Origin of the sequence: Anabaena sp. UHCC 0399 (genome assembly GCF_034931465.1) — a bacterium.
GTDB lineage: Bacteria > Cyanobacteriota > Cyanobacteriia > Cyanobacteriales > Nostocaceae > Trichormus > Trichormus minutissimus.
This window is the reverse complement of the sequence record NZ_JAYGGZ010000020.1, coordinates 26,750-40,864: the sequence shown is the minus strand read 5'-3', so window position 1 is coordinate 40,864 and position 14,115 is coordinate 26,750. Positions and strand designations below refer to the sequence as shown.

General features: G+C 41.3%; 12 protein-coding genes and 1 pseudogene. 4 read left to right on the top strand and 9 right to left on the bottom strand.

All coding sequences use genetic code 11. The features are described 5' to 3' along the window. Nucleotides 1-71 precede the first annotated feature (71 nt). The 5 genes and pseudogenes from VB693_RS12875 to VB693_RS12855 form a co-directional block, all read right to left on the bottom strand. Nucleotides 72-908, bottom strand: a complete 837-nt coding sequence (locus tag VB693_RS12875) for a peptidoglycan-binding protein (RefSeq protein WP_323266619.1) — start codon at nucleotides 906-908, stop codon at nucleotides 72-74. Nucleotides 909-1,189: 281 nt separating this feature from the next. Then, nucleotides 1,190-2,107 (bottom strand): M23 family metallopeptidase, encoded by a 918-nt coding sequence (locus VB693_RS12870; RefSeq protein ID WP_323266618.1) that lies wholly within the window; start codon nucleotides 2,105-2,107, stop codon nucleotides 1,190-1,192. A gap of 282 nt (nucleotides 2,108-2,389) precedes the next feature. Beyond that, the gene (glgA, locus tag VB693_RS12865) at nucleotides 2,390-3,814 is read right to left on the bottom strand and encodes a glycogen synthase GlgA (protein WP_323266617.1); all 1,425 of its coding nucleotides are present in this window, start codon (nucleotides 3,812-3,814) and stop codon (nucleotides 2,390-2,392) included. Nucleotides 3,815-3,903: 89 nt separating this feature from the next. Then, nucleotides 3,904-4,875, bottom strand: a complete 972-nt coding sequence (gene hemC / locus VB693_RS12860; RefSeq protein WP_323266616.1) for a hydroxymethylbilane synthase — start codon at nucleotides 4,873-4,875, stop codon at nucleotides 3,904-3,906. 229 nt (nucleotides 4,876-5,104) lie between these two features. Continuing rightward, nucleotides 5,105-5,930: pseudogene (locus VB693_RS12855) on the bottom strand (SLC13 family permease); the annotation flags it as partial. Between the two features lie 426 nt (nucleotides 5,931-6,356). On the opposite strand from VB693_RS12855, the gene VB693_RS12850 reads away from it, so the two are divergent. Further along, the gene (locus tag VB693_RS12850) at nucleotides 6,357-6,734 is read left to right on the top strand and encodes a Mo-dependent nitrogenase C-terminal domain-containing protein (protein ID WP_323266615.1); all 378 of its coding nucleotides are present in this window, start codon (nucleotides 6,357-6,359) and stop codon (nucleotides 6,732-6,734) included. 79 nt (nucleotides 6,735-6,813) lie between these two features. Here VB693_RS12850 and VB693_RS12845 read toward each other — a convergent pair whose 3' ends face one another. After that, nucleotides 6,814-8,817: a caspase family protein gene (locus VB693_RS12845; protein WP_323266614.1), complete on the bottom strand. Its 2,004-nt coding sequence runs from the start codon at nucleotides 8,815-8,817 to the stop codon at nucleotides 6,814-6,816. A gap of 197 nt (nucleotides 8,818-9,014) precedes the next feature. Here VB693_RS12845 and VB693_RS12840 point away from each other — a divergent pair, with 197 nt between their 5' ends. The 3 genes from VB693_RS12840 to VB693_RS12830 all read left to right on the top strand — a co-directional run bounded on the left by VB693_RS12840 (nucleotide 9,015) and on the right by VB693_RS12830 (nucleotide 10,646). Continuing rightward, nucleotides 9,015-9,548: a hypothetical protein gene (locus tag VB693_RS12840; protein ID WP_323266613.1), complete on the top strand. Its 534-nt coding sequence runs from the start codon at nucleotides 9,015-9,017 to the stop codon at nucleotides 9,546-9,548. A 111-nt stretch (nucleotides 9,549-9,659) separates the two neighbouring features. Beyond that, nucleotides 9,660-9,830, top strand: a complete 171-nt coding sequence (rpmF, locus tag VB693_RS12835) for a 50S ribosomal protein L32 (protein ID WP_190707877.1) — start codon at nucleotides 9,660-9,662, stop codon at nucleotides 9,828-9,830. 219 nt (nucleotides 9,831-10,049) lie between these two features. Further along, complete coding sequence (locus VB693_RS12830; RefSeq protein WP_323266612.1) at nucleotides 10,050-10,646, top strand: sulfite oxidase-like oxidoreductase; 597 nt, start codon at nucleotides 10,050-10,052, stop codon at nucleotides 10,644-10,646. A 298-nt stretch (nucleotides 10,647-10,944) separates the two neighbouring features. Here VB693_RS12830 and VB693_RS12825 read toward each other — a convergent pair whose 3' ends face one another. The 3 genes from VB693_RS12825 to VB693_RS12815 form a co-directional block, all read right to left on the bottom strand. Continuing rightward, the gene (locus tag VB693_RS12825) at nucleotides 10,945-12,327 is read right to left on the bottom strand and encodes an aldehyde dehydrogenase (protein ID WP_323266611.1); all 1,383 of its coding nucleotides are present in this window, start codon (nucleotides 12,325-12,327) and stop codon (nucleotides 10,945-10,947) included. A gap of 117 nt (nucleotides 12,328-12,444) precedes the next feature. Beyond that, the gene (locus VB693_RS12820) at nucleotides 12,445-13,572 is read right to left on the bottom strand and encodes a response regulator (protein ID WP_323266610.1); all 1,128 of its coding nucleotides are present in this window, start codon (nucleotides 13,570-13,572) and stop codon (nucleotides 12,445-12,447) included. 251 nt (nucleotides 13,573-13,823) lie between these two features. After that, nucleotides 13,824-14,111 carry a hypothetical protein gene (locus VB693_RS12815; protein ID WP_190707867.1) on the bottom strand — a complete coding sequence of 96 codons (288 nt, stop codon included), beginning with the start codon at nucleotides 14,109-14,111 and terminating at the stop codon, nucleotides 13,824-13,826. Between the last annotated feature and the right edge of the window lie 4 nt (nucleotides 14,112-14,115).

Below are 14,115 nucleotides of genomic sequence, written 5' to 3'. Positions count from 1 at the left end.
CGTTGCAATGCAACGTCTCTATTCACCCATAACGTTAAGAACTGTATCTTCCTTTATTCTGCCTTCCTTAACTATCCTCTCAATAATGCACTGCGAGTTTGAGGGCCAACTACGCCGTCTACACGCAAGTCGTTATTAGCTTGAAATTCCCTGACTCGCCGAGCAGTTACAGGGCCGTAATAACCAGTTGGTTCAATGCCTAGAACTTTCTGCACTTCGGATACAGCCTGACCTTTAGAGCCAAGACTCAGCGTTATAGGGCCGCCAGTGGGTGCAATAGTTGTAGTAGGTGTCGAAGCGGTTCTAAATAAAGCAGTGCGCGTTTGCGGTCCGACTATGCCATCTACACGCAATTTATTATTGGCTTGAAACTCCCTAACTCGTCGAGCAGTTACAGGCCCATAATAACCTGTAGCATTAATCCCTAAAACTTTCTGCACTTCTGACACAGCTTGACCTCTAGAGCCAACAGTGAGGGTGACACGTCCACCAACACCGGCACTATTCATCGGTTTGGTCGGACTAGTCGTAGTAGTGGTAGACATACTACCCACCCAGTTTGCAGATACATATCTGTTGGTAGATAGGCGAGCAAAACCATTTACTGTCCCAGTGGTTGCAATTTGAGTACCGTTAGGCAAACAATCAACAACTTTAGAGTTGGGGTTGGGATCTACACGCACATTGAGACAAGTGCCGTTAGTTCTGACATAAGCGGCTAAAGCTGCTGGTGTTTGAGTAATAGCGGAGAACAATACCATGCAGCCTGCTAAAGACAACCAAGCCGAAGATTTCAGGAGTTTCTGCCAATTTAAATTAAATTTGGGAAACTCATAGTCGATATATTTTGCCTGACCATTTGCCTCTTCGTTGGCAATAACCATAGAGGAATAAGCGAGATATTCCATTGGTGAACACCTTATATTTGGTAAAGTTTAAAAGCGTACAGACGATATTGAGTTTGTGTATTTTTAACTACTCTATATCATAAAGCGTTTTATTGTTGGTATGATCAAGAAATCAGAAAATTTATAACAATCTTTGCAGAAACAATTCGCGATCGCGCTAGTAATTTTCAGTGTTATCATTGGCTTGAGGGACTCTGCACACTTGGATTTTTTCAGATTAATTAGATTGAGACAAAAGTCATAAAATCTTAATTCCTCTCACCACAAAAAAACTATTTTTTTCATTTATTAAAAGTAAAAAAAACATCGGTACGAATCTGACTACCATTACGCCACACTTCTACTTTGTCTGGACTGACTAAGTAAGAGAAACTACCGTTATCTGCTTGATATTGATTTTGACCAATGTTCCAAGCTGGTATCTTGACTGGTTGTTGAGGGTCTTGTTTTAACTGACCAATATAGAATAACTGACTGTTTTCTTGGCAGACTTTGACGAATGTATTTTTGGTTTCACCTTGTAAGACTGTGACACCATTGCATTTGGTATCTGTCACAGGTGCAAGAGTTACGGGAATTGGTATAGCTTGGGAAGGTGAAACGGCTTGTGCTACTGGGGGTGTAGTAATTGGTCGGGGTTTATTAACTTGATAACCGCCAGCCGCAGATGGATAACTCTGTGGTGAGGGAATATCGCTAGCGATAGAAGATCCTAATAAATGCTGAGGATCAGCAGCAACTCGACCATTGGGATAAATTTCAAAATGTAAGTGAGGTGCAGTGCTATTTCCAGTAGATCCCATCTCAGCAATAATTTGGCCTTGTTTGACCGGTTGACCTTTGCTGACTAATAAACGACGGTTATGACCGTACACTGTTACACTACCGTTATGATGTTTAATTTCTATAGCATTACCTAATCCCCATTCATCCCATCCTGATTTCACTACTGTTCCCGCCGCCGCCGCCATAATTGGCGTTCCAGATGGTGCAGCGATATCAATACCTTCATGTCGATACTTGTGGAAGCCTTGAGAAATATATCCTTTTGTTGGCCAAATCAAGTTAGCAACAGTTAGAGGTGTTTGTTGAATTGCGACTTGAGTGAAAGCGGTGCTATTGGTGATGAGTACAGTGCTGAATGATATTAATGCCGTCAAGCCATAAGTACAGGCTTGTAAGATAGTATTTTTTCTCACAAGTGTTAATCCTTGCAAATATAGTTTAAATAGTCTGTATATATTCGTTTGTTCAAGATAACACTGGAAATAACAGGATAAAATCCGTAAAATTTATTACTTTTATGGATGCTGCGTATTACATAGACGGAGATTGTGCTGAGAAAGTGTCAGGGAGCGATAATTTGTGCAAAAATAGCGAAAAATTGTAGCGATCGCATTTCGTTACGAAAAAGAAAAGATCCCCGACTTCTTTGAGAAGTCGGGGATCTGAAGGATCTAGGGAGTCTCCTATCCCCTAAATTATTGATTGGTTAATATCAGCTTTGATTCTAAAGTCGCTTCTTCTGGTTCTGGCAAGCCGTACATTGATCTGTATAGTCGATCGTATTCTTTGCCAGATTTGTACCAGCTGAAGTCTTGATTCATGCCACGTTTTTGTAGTTCTTGCCATTGGGGTTTATATCGGAAACCTTCCCAAGCGCGAATCATACAGGTGAATAAATCTAGTGGTTCATAGCGGTCAAAGCAATAGCCTGTACCAGCATCATTCATGGGGTCATGGTGGGATACGGTGTCAACTAGTCCACCTGTGCGGCGAACGATGGGGACGCTACCGTAGCGTAAAGCCATCATTTGACTGATACCACAGGGTTCAAAACGGCTAGGCATTAAGAAGGCATCTGTACCGGCGTAAATGCGACGGGACAGAGGATCGTTATATAGCAGGTAAGTGGCCATGCGTCCGGGATAGCGCGAGGCTAATTGCCACATTTGGGTTTCATAGTAGCGATCGCCTGTTCCTAACAAAACGAACTGAGCATCAGTATAGGCCATGAAGCGGTCTAACATTTGGATGACTAAATCTAAGCCTTTTTGCTCGACTAACCGCGTTACCATGCCAATTAAAAAGGCATTTTTGTTAACTTCTAAGCCTACTTCTTCTTGCAAGGATATTTTGTTAGCTTTGCGTTGGTCTAAGGTATCAGTAGTGAAGGTTTGAGCTATATATTTATCTGTAGCTGGATCGTATACTTCCGTGTCTATACCGTTCACAATCCCAGATAATTTACCACTGATGAAGGACAGTAAACCTTCTACAGTTTCACCGTAAGCCGGAGTCTTGATTTGCTCGGCGTAGGTGGGAGACACTGTATTTACCCTGTCAGCAAATTGGACTGCGGCGGCCAAGGTGTTGTGTCCTTGCATATACCAAGGACACCAAGTAATTTTCTCTAGATACCAACGCCAAGGGCCTTGATATGCCAAGTTGTGAATTGTAAAGACTGTAGTGATGTCTGGAGACTGGTTCATCCACACAGGAATCATCCCTGTATGCCAATCGTGACAGTGGATAATGTCTGGTTTCCAGTAATTCCAGCAAAATTCAGCTGCACCATTGGCAAACAAGGTGAACCGCCAGTCTTCATCTTCGCCGCCATAAATGCGGCGGGTATTGAAGGCAGAATGTCCAAATAAGTACAAGGGAACATCAGTACCAGGCAGAATCGCTTCGTGAACTGTAAAATCTTGGAACATGGCGTATCCCCGCCAAATCGGCTCTTTGGGAATCTCCATTTTGTCTGGGAGAAAGCCGTAATGAGGCAGGAATATTCGCACATCATGCCCCATTTTTCTCAAGATTTTTGGTAAAGCTCCAACAACATCACCCATTCCGCCGACTTTAGCCACGGGTGCTGCTTCTGCTGCTACAAATAGAATCCGCATGGTAGTTTTTATTTCCCCGGTTCTTAAAATTTTTAGTTAAGTAATTACGAATTACTCATTGATCTAAACACATCTCGGAGCATCATCGTTTAAGAACCACGTTGAATCTCTGCAAAGATGACCTCTAAAATCTCTTGCGCTCCCTGTTGACGCAAAAGTGTTGCCAGTTCTATACCTAGAGCTTCGGCATCACTTGCAGCACCACTAACAGTATCATTAACTAGATTTTGACCGTCTATACTGGCTACTACACCTGTAAGTGTTAAATTATCGCCCTTTATCTCTGTATTTACCCCAATTGGTACTTGACAACCGCCTTCTAAACTCCGCAAGAAAGAGCGTTCTGCTAAACAGCGATCGCGGGTTTCGGTGTGTTCAATTGCTTTGAGTAGTGAGATTAATTCAGTATCATCCGCACGGCATTCTATCCCTAATGCACCTTGGCCAACAGCGTGCAGTGATACTTCTTTGGGGAGGACTTGGTGAACGCGATCGCCCATTCCCAGACGCTGCAACCCAGCCGCCGCTAAAATTAAACCATCATATTCGCCTGCGTCAAGTTTGGCTAGGCGGGTATTCAAATTTCCCCGCACATCTTTAAATGTCAGGTGAGGGAATTTGTTGCGTAATTGCGCCAAACGTCGCAAAGACGATGTACCAATGACTGCACCGACTGGGAGGGTATCAATTTGCTTATCTTTAAATTTTTCATGCACAACTAGCGCATCGGCGGGATTTTCTCGTTCTGTAATCGCTGCTAGTGCTAAACCTTCTGGTAAGTTAGTCGGTAAATCCTTGAGGGAATGCACAGCAAAATCAATCTCTTGATTGATCATTCCCACTTCCAGTTCTTTAGTAAATAGTCCTTTATCGCCAATTTTGGCTAATGCTACATCCAGGATTTTGTCGCCTTGGGTAGACATGGTGTGGACTTCAAAAGCAATGTCAGGATAGCTTTTTTGCAGTTGCTCTCTTACCCAATAGGTCTGAACTAGCGCAAGTTGACTTTTGCGTGAACCAATACGAATTGTGCGTTTAGCAGTCGAAATAACTGAAGTCATAAAAAAATATATCAAACCAGGCGATCATTTCACTCTCATCTAGACTACCGCAGTGGGTGACTTACCGGATGGCGATCGCCTGATTTTAGTGAAGTTTATTTTGATTTTTGGTTACATTTTTTAACAATAGTCCAAAAATGGGTTTCTGGAAAATATTCAAGCTTAAACATTTGATTATTGCTTGATCAATCTGGTTTTTGTTGTGTTGAGAATGGTGCAAAATCAGAGCTTAATTAATCCACAAAAAAGTAATCATGACAGTTAAGACAGTGAGTGGCAAGCCAAAACGGAGATGCTCCCAAAACGTGAGTTTGTATCCTAAGCCAGCCGCAGCTTCCACAGTAATTAAGTTGGCTACTGCACCAAATAAAGTGAGATTACCAGCTAAAGTTGAACCGGCAGCCAGCAACAGCCAAGATTTAGTATCATCTTGAGTAATTAATGGTTGTAATAGCAGTACAGCTGGCACATTAGAAATTAAGTTAGATAAAACAACCGTTAAACCCAATAAACTGGCAGCAGAGTTAACTGTATGGGTAAATGGCTGTAGTAAGTTCAATTTTTGTGTGGCTTTCGTTAAGATAAACAGTCCGGAAAACATTACCAACAAGTTCCAATCTACTTTTTTCAAAATTCGCTGCGGTTTAATCCTTCTAGTAATTAGCAATAAACTAGCAGCAATTAAAGCTGACTGTGCTAGGGGTAAACCTACAGCAAAAGCAATTAGTAAGCCGGTGGTAATGACTAATGTTTTTTTAAATAGAGGTTTGAATATTCGTTGCTTGCTGGTAGGTAGGATTTGACAAGGTTTGAATGAGCGCACGTCTGGGTAGAGTAGCCACAGTAATCCTACTTGAATTACCAAGCCGACGATCGCCACTGGAGCTAATGCTTGCAGAAATTCTCGGTAGGAAATGCCAGAAAATGAGCCAATCAGGATATTTTGAGGATTACCGCTTAAGGTAGCCACTGAACCTATGTTAGTTGTTAGTTGCACCTGCGATCGCCAGTAAATAAGGAATGGGATTTAAATGCGCCAAACTCAAACTCAAAGGGTAAACACCAAGGTTAAACCTATTACGCCATAAACTCCAAATCGGATGATATTCACTTTCTTTATTCAGGTATTACCATTAAGCCTCACTCAAGATAGAACTATATGCGTCTATCACTGATATTCTTTATCAAGAAAAATTTCTATATTAAGTTTTGTAAAGATTACTCGAAAACACGTCCAAAGACGGATGTCTTTATTAGAATTTAAACTGTGTCAAGTTACTAATAAGATTGGAAGGCTACACTAGTCATTCCGGGAAAATTGCGGTTAACTTGACGTAGTAATAGATCATGTCCTGACTTCAGTGACTAGTCAGATTCCTTATTGTATCTTGTTCAGGACGATGTTTTCCCGATTCAGTAATTTTGACGCTGTATATATTCATCGGAAAGGTGAATACCCTCATTAACACAGAGGCACAACCATGAAGGTATTTGATAATACCACAAAAAAGATTTTTCTTGCAAGCTGGGTTTGGATAAATCAACAAGAAGTAAGCAAAGTTCATCCCCAGCAGTTGCAAAACTCCACTTCCTTAGCCGGATGGGATCTTCTCCAACCCCTACGCCAGTGGTTAGACAGCATTAAAATCAGCGATCGCCAATTCGCGCACCGTCTATGTCAACTGATCCCCTCTCAATGTCCCTTTGAACGCGATATTAATTTATTTGGCAAAACTTTGTTTCATATTCCGCCATTATGCAAGCTCAATCCGTTATATGAAGAAGTGGTGAGTTTGCGCTTTCGAGCCATGTGCTATCTAGCCGATGAGTGTGGCGAGGATGTAACGCAGTATTGTTAGTGCTGAGTAAAGAGTGCTGAGTGAAGAGTTAGGAGTACAAAGAGTTAGAAGTTAAACGGCTTCTAACTCTTTGTTGTTGCTAATTTTTAGTTTTTCTGGCTTGCCATTTTTGGATGGCTTCTTGAGCATCTTCGTGGACAGATGTGACTTCTGGGACTAAGGTGGCTGTTTCAATCGCAGCCGGAAAATTACCTTGTTCGGCGCGGCTTTTCGCCAAATCTAAAATATTTTCGCTCCATTGGTTAATAGATTTCTTTGCTAAGTAGTAACCGGGTTGTCCTTTTGGTACTTTTTTGGCAACTTCAATGGCTCGATTGTAAGTAGAAGCTTGTCCTGACTTGATTAAGGCCTGGGCGGCTTCTAAAAGGGTGGTGTTGGCTAGATATTGTTTAGCTTCTGTACGCCACTGGGTGATTGCTGCTTGGGCTTTGGGATAAAGAGTCTCGTCTTTGGGGATCAATTGTGCAGCTGCGATCGCATTGCTGTATTGTTTTTGTTTAGCCCGACCTTCGGCTAAATCTAAAATCATCCGACTCCAAATCTTAATGTTTTCCTGGGCTTGGTCGTAGAGGGGTTCACCGGGTTTGATTTTCTTCGCGGTAGCAATCGCCAAGTTGAGGTCGCTAGCTTGCGTTTGTCTGAGGGACTTCTTGGCTAGGTCTAGTAAAGCTTGGTTGCGTTTTTGTGATTCAGAAATTGGCGCAATTTGGGCTGTTGATTGGTTTTTTGGTGGGTTGAGGGGCAATATTGTGGGAGGAGACTGGGAATTTGAGGCAGTTTTGATAACTGGTGTCTCATGATTAGCAGATGTAGAGGATATTTCTCTGGCTTGCAATACTCTGGCTTGATTGCGTAGCAGAACTACCGTAATCAAAGTTACTACAAGCATCGTACCTCCACCCCAAACGATAAACTGTCTCCACAATGAGGAGTCCGGTTTATTTTCAGGTAGGCGAGAAATATAAGGTTGGGGACTGTTGGGAATAAACCTACCTCCCATCTCTTCATCGGGTGGAAGTGGTGGAGATGACTGGGTGAAATATTGTTCCCTAGTGTTGGAGTCAGGATCTAGATGAGAAAATTGTTGTTCATTGAATGTCAAGTTGGAAAATGATAACGGCTGGGATCTATCTTTGATAGCCGTTTCTGCACTTTGAGCTTCTCCCCAGATATTCATAGGATATGAATTAGCGACAGTGTGGGAAGAGAATTCTCCTAGTGGGGGAGATGCGAGTGCTACAGCAAAATTTTCCTCTGGAAAAATAATTGGTTCTGCGGCGGTGGGTTCTAATGTATTGGGAATGAATGTACTAGGAATTGCGGCTCTAAATTGTAATGTATGGGTGGTAGTTTCAACTGGCGGTAAAATTGCTGGCGGTGTAGAGGGGATGACTGCGACTGGGTTTTGGGTGGGTCGCCAGTAGTGTTGAGATAATTCTGGGGTGATAATGCTGAGGTGTTTTTCTAAATCCGCCAAGCTAATCCCATAACCAGAACGCAAAGCTGCTAACAGTGCGGCGGTAAATATACCGTGACCAAGTTCTCTACTTTCTTGGGCAAATTGCTCTGGTTGGCAAGAAAAAATTGTCGCTAGTTGTAGTTCTTGGGCTAGTTCTAGGGTTTCTTGTCCAACGGGAGTATCCCCACCCGCACCAAAAGCGCGGTTGATATCAAACAGCAACAAGACATTGAGGTTAGCTAGTTGCAGACTCTGCATTAGCGATCGCAATTCTATCCCAGTCTCTGGGACGCGTTTGGGATCAGCATCTACAGGCATCAGGTAATCTCTGCCTTCGTAGTTGACCCCATAACCGCTAAAAAATAACCATATATTGTCTTGGGGTTGCCAACAAGCAGCTGCTAAATCTTCCAATAGCAACAGAATATTTTCTTTGGTTGGATAAGTGGATCTGTCGCCAATCGGTGGCGAAGTATCACTCATCAGCAAGCATCGTTGATGTAAAAAACCTGCTTGTTGAACTAAAAAATCTTTTAGTGACTCAGCATCAGCTTGAGCGCAACTTAAAGGTTGAAATAACTGATATTGATTGATGCCTATGGCGATCGCCCAGTAGTTTGCCATCCCGCCCTTTGTAGGTTGTTGTGTGGTTGCCTAAAATTGCGGTTGGCTTTGCTGAAAAAACAAAGCTAACCTAATGTTTTATAGTCTGGGTGATTCAATGAGAGTCACCAGATTATATGTAACTTTTATTACCTAAGTAACTGAAAAAACTCTCGACTTATTCAAAATATAGAACTTTGCCAGCGAGCCATAAAGTCATGACCAAAATAAGTGTTCACCAACTATCATCGATCATTCCCTTTAAAGTTATTAGCCAATTTGACAAAAAAATCCGGACATTTCCGTTAATATTTTTGCTCCTGTCGCCTGTGTCTGTATGGATAGGCACAGAAGCCATTTCACCCCAGATTGTGCGAGCTTACACCGCCAGAGTAGACTTGACTATTGACCGATTACCAGATGAAGGCTACGAAGCCATACTCAGAAGAGCCGAAATGACGGCTAGAGCAGCAGCACAACGCAGCTTTGACCAAGATATTTTAGCTACAGATATTTACGTAATCGTATCCGTACAAAGTTATGGTGCGATCGCGCCAATTTTGTCTTTAGAAGTCAGCCGCAAACAATGGCGCACTCGTCCCGATCCTCGTCGATGGGCGACTTATTTTAAAAGTGCGCGATCGCTCTTACTTTTTGAAACACAAACCACCCCAAGTCCCGCCGCCGCAGTGACTATTCCCACAGCTACGCCGGAGGTAGGAGACAAGAAACCAGAGAACGGAGGGGTGTAGAGAGAAAGGTTAAGAACAATTTTTCCCAATCCCCAATTCCCTAATTAATTTGACTTAGCCAAGCGATCGCTTAGAATAGGAAGGTTGTCAAGAATTGCGATATCGGCTATCATGGCTGTTCCTAAGAAGAAAACATCTAAATCTAAACGAGATAAACGTCGAGCTACCTGGAGACACAAGGCTGTTGTTGAAGCACAAAAAGCTCTTTCCTTGGGTAAATCAATTTTGACGGGACGTTCTACATTTGTCTATCCTACTGCTGAAGAAGACGAAGAAGAATAAGAAAAAATTGGTAATGAGTAATTGGACTTACCTAATTACTCATTACCTTTTACCCATGACTGAAAATCAAATAATCACATTGACAGTAAAATATCTGTAGCTCTTGATTTTTTGATTTTCAACAAAATTAATATTTACCTGGTTTCTGGGTGGAATTGAGACGCTGAGAATTGGTGAATTAGTGCAAAAACTATTAACAAGATTAATGTTGATGGGATTATGTTAGGAAAATTTTTTCAGAAACCAAATCAAGAAAATAGTGGTCGCGTCCCCCCAGGACAACACTTGGCTAAGGGCTTCCCGGTTTTAACCTATGGTGCTGCACCCCAAGTTAGCATAGAAGAATGGGAATTTCGGGTTTGGGGTTTGGCTAAACCTGCTGTGTTTAGTTGGTCAGATTTTATGAATCTACCTCAACACGAGTTCACCGCAGATTTTCACTGTGTTACCCGTTGGTCTAAACTTGATGTCAAATGGACGGGAATTAAAGTTAGAGACTTTATGAATTTAATTGAGGTAGATCCCAAAGCAGCCCATGTGATGGAACATTGCTATGGGGGCTACACTACTAATATTACAATGGCGGATTTTGTTAGAGAAGAAAATTTTTTCGCCGTTAAATTATTTGATGAAGCATTACCAGTAGAACATGGTGGACCGATGCGGTTGGTTGTACCCCATATCTACGCTTGGAAAAGTGCTAAATGGATTAATGGTTTAGAATTTCTAGAACAAGAAGAACTGGGTTTTTGGGAACGCAACGGCTACCATACCCGTGGTGAACCTTGGGCTGAAGAACGGTATAGTAATTCGTAATTCGTAATTCGTAATTCGTAATATAGACCTGCCTTAAAAATAGAGGCTGAAACAATGCAAAATCATTATTTTCATTGTTCCTTGTGAGCGCAGGTCGTGGAGTCTCTTGCAAAAGTCATAATTATAGTGTCCTTCTTTGCGTCTTCCCTGCGGGACGCTCCGCGAATGCGCCTACCCTGCGGGAACGCCTTGGCGCAGCCTCTCGCAGAGAAGGGTGAATGCGCGAAACAAAAAAATATTTATGCAAGAGGGAGGTGTTATCTCTGTTGGGTTGTCCTACGGATGAACCTATAGGCTTTTAACGAATAATTCGCTTGAGAAGAGATAATTTACCTTTGTAGGGTGCGTATCGCCAATTTAAGTCTAGCCAAAAGGAATTTTTTAAGACACTTTTGTAATGTGAAAAGGTGTCAAAACTGGCTTTACCGTGATAGCTACCAATACCGCTATCTCCTACACCACCAAATGGTAACGATGAAACGCCTACTTGCATTACTGTGTCGTTGATACATACGCCACCGGAAGAAGTTTCTTGCAAGATTTGTGCTTGCAATTTTTTGTTTTGGGAAAATAGGTATAAAGCTAGGGGTTTTGGTTGAGAATTAATTAAGGCGATCGCTTCTGTAATATCTGTATATTCTAAGATAGGTAAAATCGGTCCAAAAATCTCTTCCTGCATGACAGGATCTGCTAAGGAGACATGATCTATTAATGTGGGTGCAATATAAAGTTCTTCGGGGTTACTGTCTGCGCCACTAATTATTTCACCATTTTTGAGAAACTCAGCTAGTCGTGCAAAATGTCTTGGGCTGATTATCCTAGCATAATCAGGACTGGTTGCTGGCTCGTCGCCGTAAAATTCTTTGATGGTTTTTTGGAGTGCTGGTATTAAATCTTGTTTGATTTTTTGATTAACTAAAAGATAATCAGGTGCAATACAAGTTTGTCCAGCATTAATAAATTTGCCCCAAATAATCCGTCTAGCTGTATGTTCTATATTAATATCTGTATCTACAATACATGGACTTTTACCACCTAATTCTAGTGTAACTGGTGTTAAACGTTTGGCTGCTGCCTCCATGACAATTCGTCCTACAGATGTCCCACCAGTAAAGAAGATATGATTAAATTTTTCTTGTAGTAGTTGCTGGCTGGTTTCTATACCACCTTCTACTACGGTAATATATTCTTGTGGGAAGGCATTACTAATAATTTCTGCTAATAAATTAGAAGTATGGGGAGCAAGTTCTGAAGGTTTTATAATAGTACAATTACCAGCAGCGATCGCACCTACCAAGGGTGAAATCGTTAATTGAAAGGGATAATTCCAAGGACTTATGATTAAAATAATTCCTAGGGGTTCTGGATAAATTTGTGCCGAGTAATTAAAAAAATCTGTAGGGACTGCTGCCTTTTTGGGTTTAGCCCAATTTTTGAGATGTTTAATGGCATAATTTATTTCTTTAATTACACCGATTTCTGTAGCGTAAGTTTCAAATTCTGGCTTGTGTAAATCGGCTTTTAATGCCTGAATGATTGATTTTTCATGATTAATTACCAAATCTTTGAGTTTCTTGAGTTGTTCCAGGCGAAAAGCAACATCTTTGGTTTGACCAGTCTGAAAAAAATCTTTTTGCTTGCGTAAAATTTCTTGAATTGTCGATTTTGCAGATGTAATCATTTGTTTTTTAGGGAATAGTTGTGTGGGATGATAAATTATCCTAAATTGGCTCTTAGTAGAGTGTGCTAGTGCAAGCAATCTCTTAGTATTTTAACTTCTGAATTTTGCTATAATTGATCACTGTTTAATAGGTAAACTCACAATAAATACACTACCTTTCCCTAATTCAGAATTGGCAATAATCTTGCCGTGATGAGCCTCGATAATGCGTCGGGAAAGGTACAAACCCAAGCCACTACCGGAGATTTTATGGCTACCTTGACGAAATCTTTCAAATAGGATGGTTTGTTCGGTGGCTGGAATACCTGGGCCTGTATCGGCTATTTCTACAGTTATGTAATCGGTGATTTTATCTGTGGGGAAACTATTACTCAAAGTAGGATTTTTTAGCCGGATACTTACTGAACCAGATTCGGTAAATTTAATGGCGTTACCTATAAGGTTAGTAAATAGACGATGAAGTTCCAAGCGATCGCCTGTGATGGTACTGGGGTTTGCTGTATCATCAAAGTCTAGATTGATCACCAAGCCTTTGGGTTGGGCTAAGGGTGTGAGTTCTCCAGCTACTTCTTTGAGTAATCGACTTAAATCAACTGGTTGAAACGCCAGAGTTTTACGCCCGGCTTCAAAGCGGTACACTTCTAATAAGGTATTCACCATCGACAGCAGATTGCTATTACTACGCCCCATAATAACGATCGCTTCTTGCATTTGTGGTGATAATGTGCCTAATGCACCCTGTTGAAACAGTGTCAGCATCCGATCAGCCGCCACTAGGGGGGTACGCAAGTCATGGGTAAGACGAGAGACAAAATCTTCTCTCTGCCGGGCAATTTCATCCCGTTCATCCATGCTATGCTTTAACCGCAATAGCGATCGCACTCTAGCTAATAATTCATCGACTGTGACAGGCTTGCGGATAAAATCATCAGCACCTAAATCTAATCCTCGCGCCACATTCGGCGTATCGTGGGCTGTAATTAATAGTATGGGAATGTATTGTGGTAACTGCATTTCCCCCCGAATGCGCCTAGTAACTTCATAACCATCCATTCCAGGCATCATTAAGTCTAACAGGACTAAATCACAAGGTAATGCTTGCAGTTGTGCTAATGCTGAGAAGCCATTTTCGGCGGTATTAATTATGTAACCTTCTTCCTCCAAAATGGTTTTAATTAAAAACACATTATCAGGAGAGTCATCAACAACTAGAATATTGCCAGAGTGAGAAGTTTGTGAACTCATGAGATACCGAGAGTGCGATAAGGGACTATTTTTGGTTAGGGAACACCAAAATATAAATTATCCCAAATTGGCTGTCAGTACGAATAATTTTTAATTATTTCTACTTTCTAAAAAATCTGAGCCAATAAAACTGGCTCAGATTCTTGATGATATTACTCTTCACGATTGGTGAATGTATTGATAAAAACCCAAACTACGGTGAACAATCCCTTGGGTACACAGATATTCTACTATTCAATAAATAATGGTGATTAAGAGAGAGCTTTATCCTTCTCCTTAATACTGCTCACACAAAACTCAATGTGAGAACGAATAGCGCGTTCATAAACTATAGTTTGGTGTGTGCGTACCCCAATAGGCTGATATACCAAGGTAATTTCTGGAAATTCACACCAGGACATCAAAAAAACGTCTTTGGCTGGAGTAATAATTTCATAATTATTCTCTTGTCTTTTCTTTTTGACCTTACAATTGTTGAGTTTTAACTTTTCTCTAAATAGTTGTTCAAAAACCGGAATCAACTGTGAATCATTTTCCATTGTT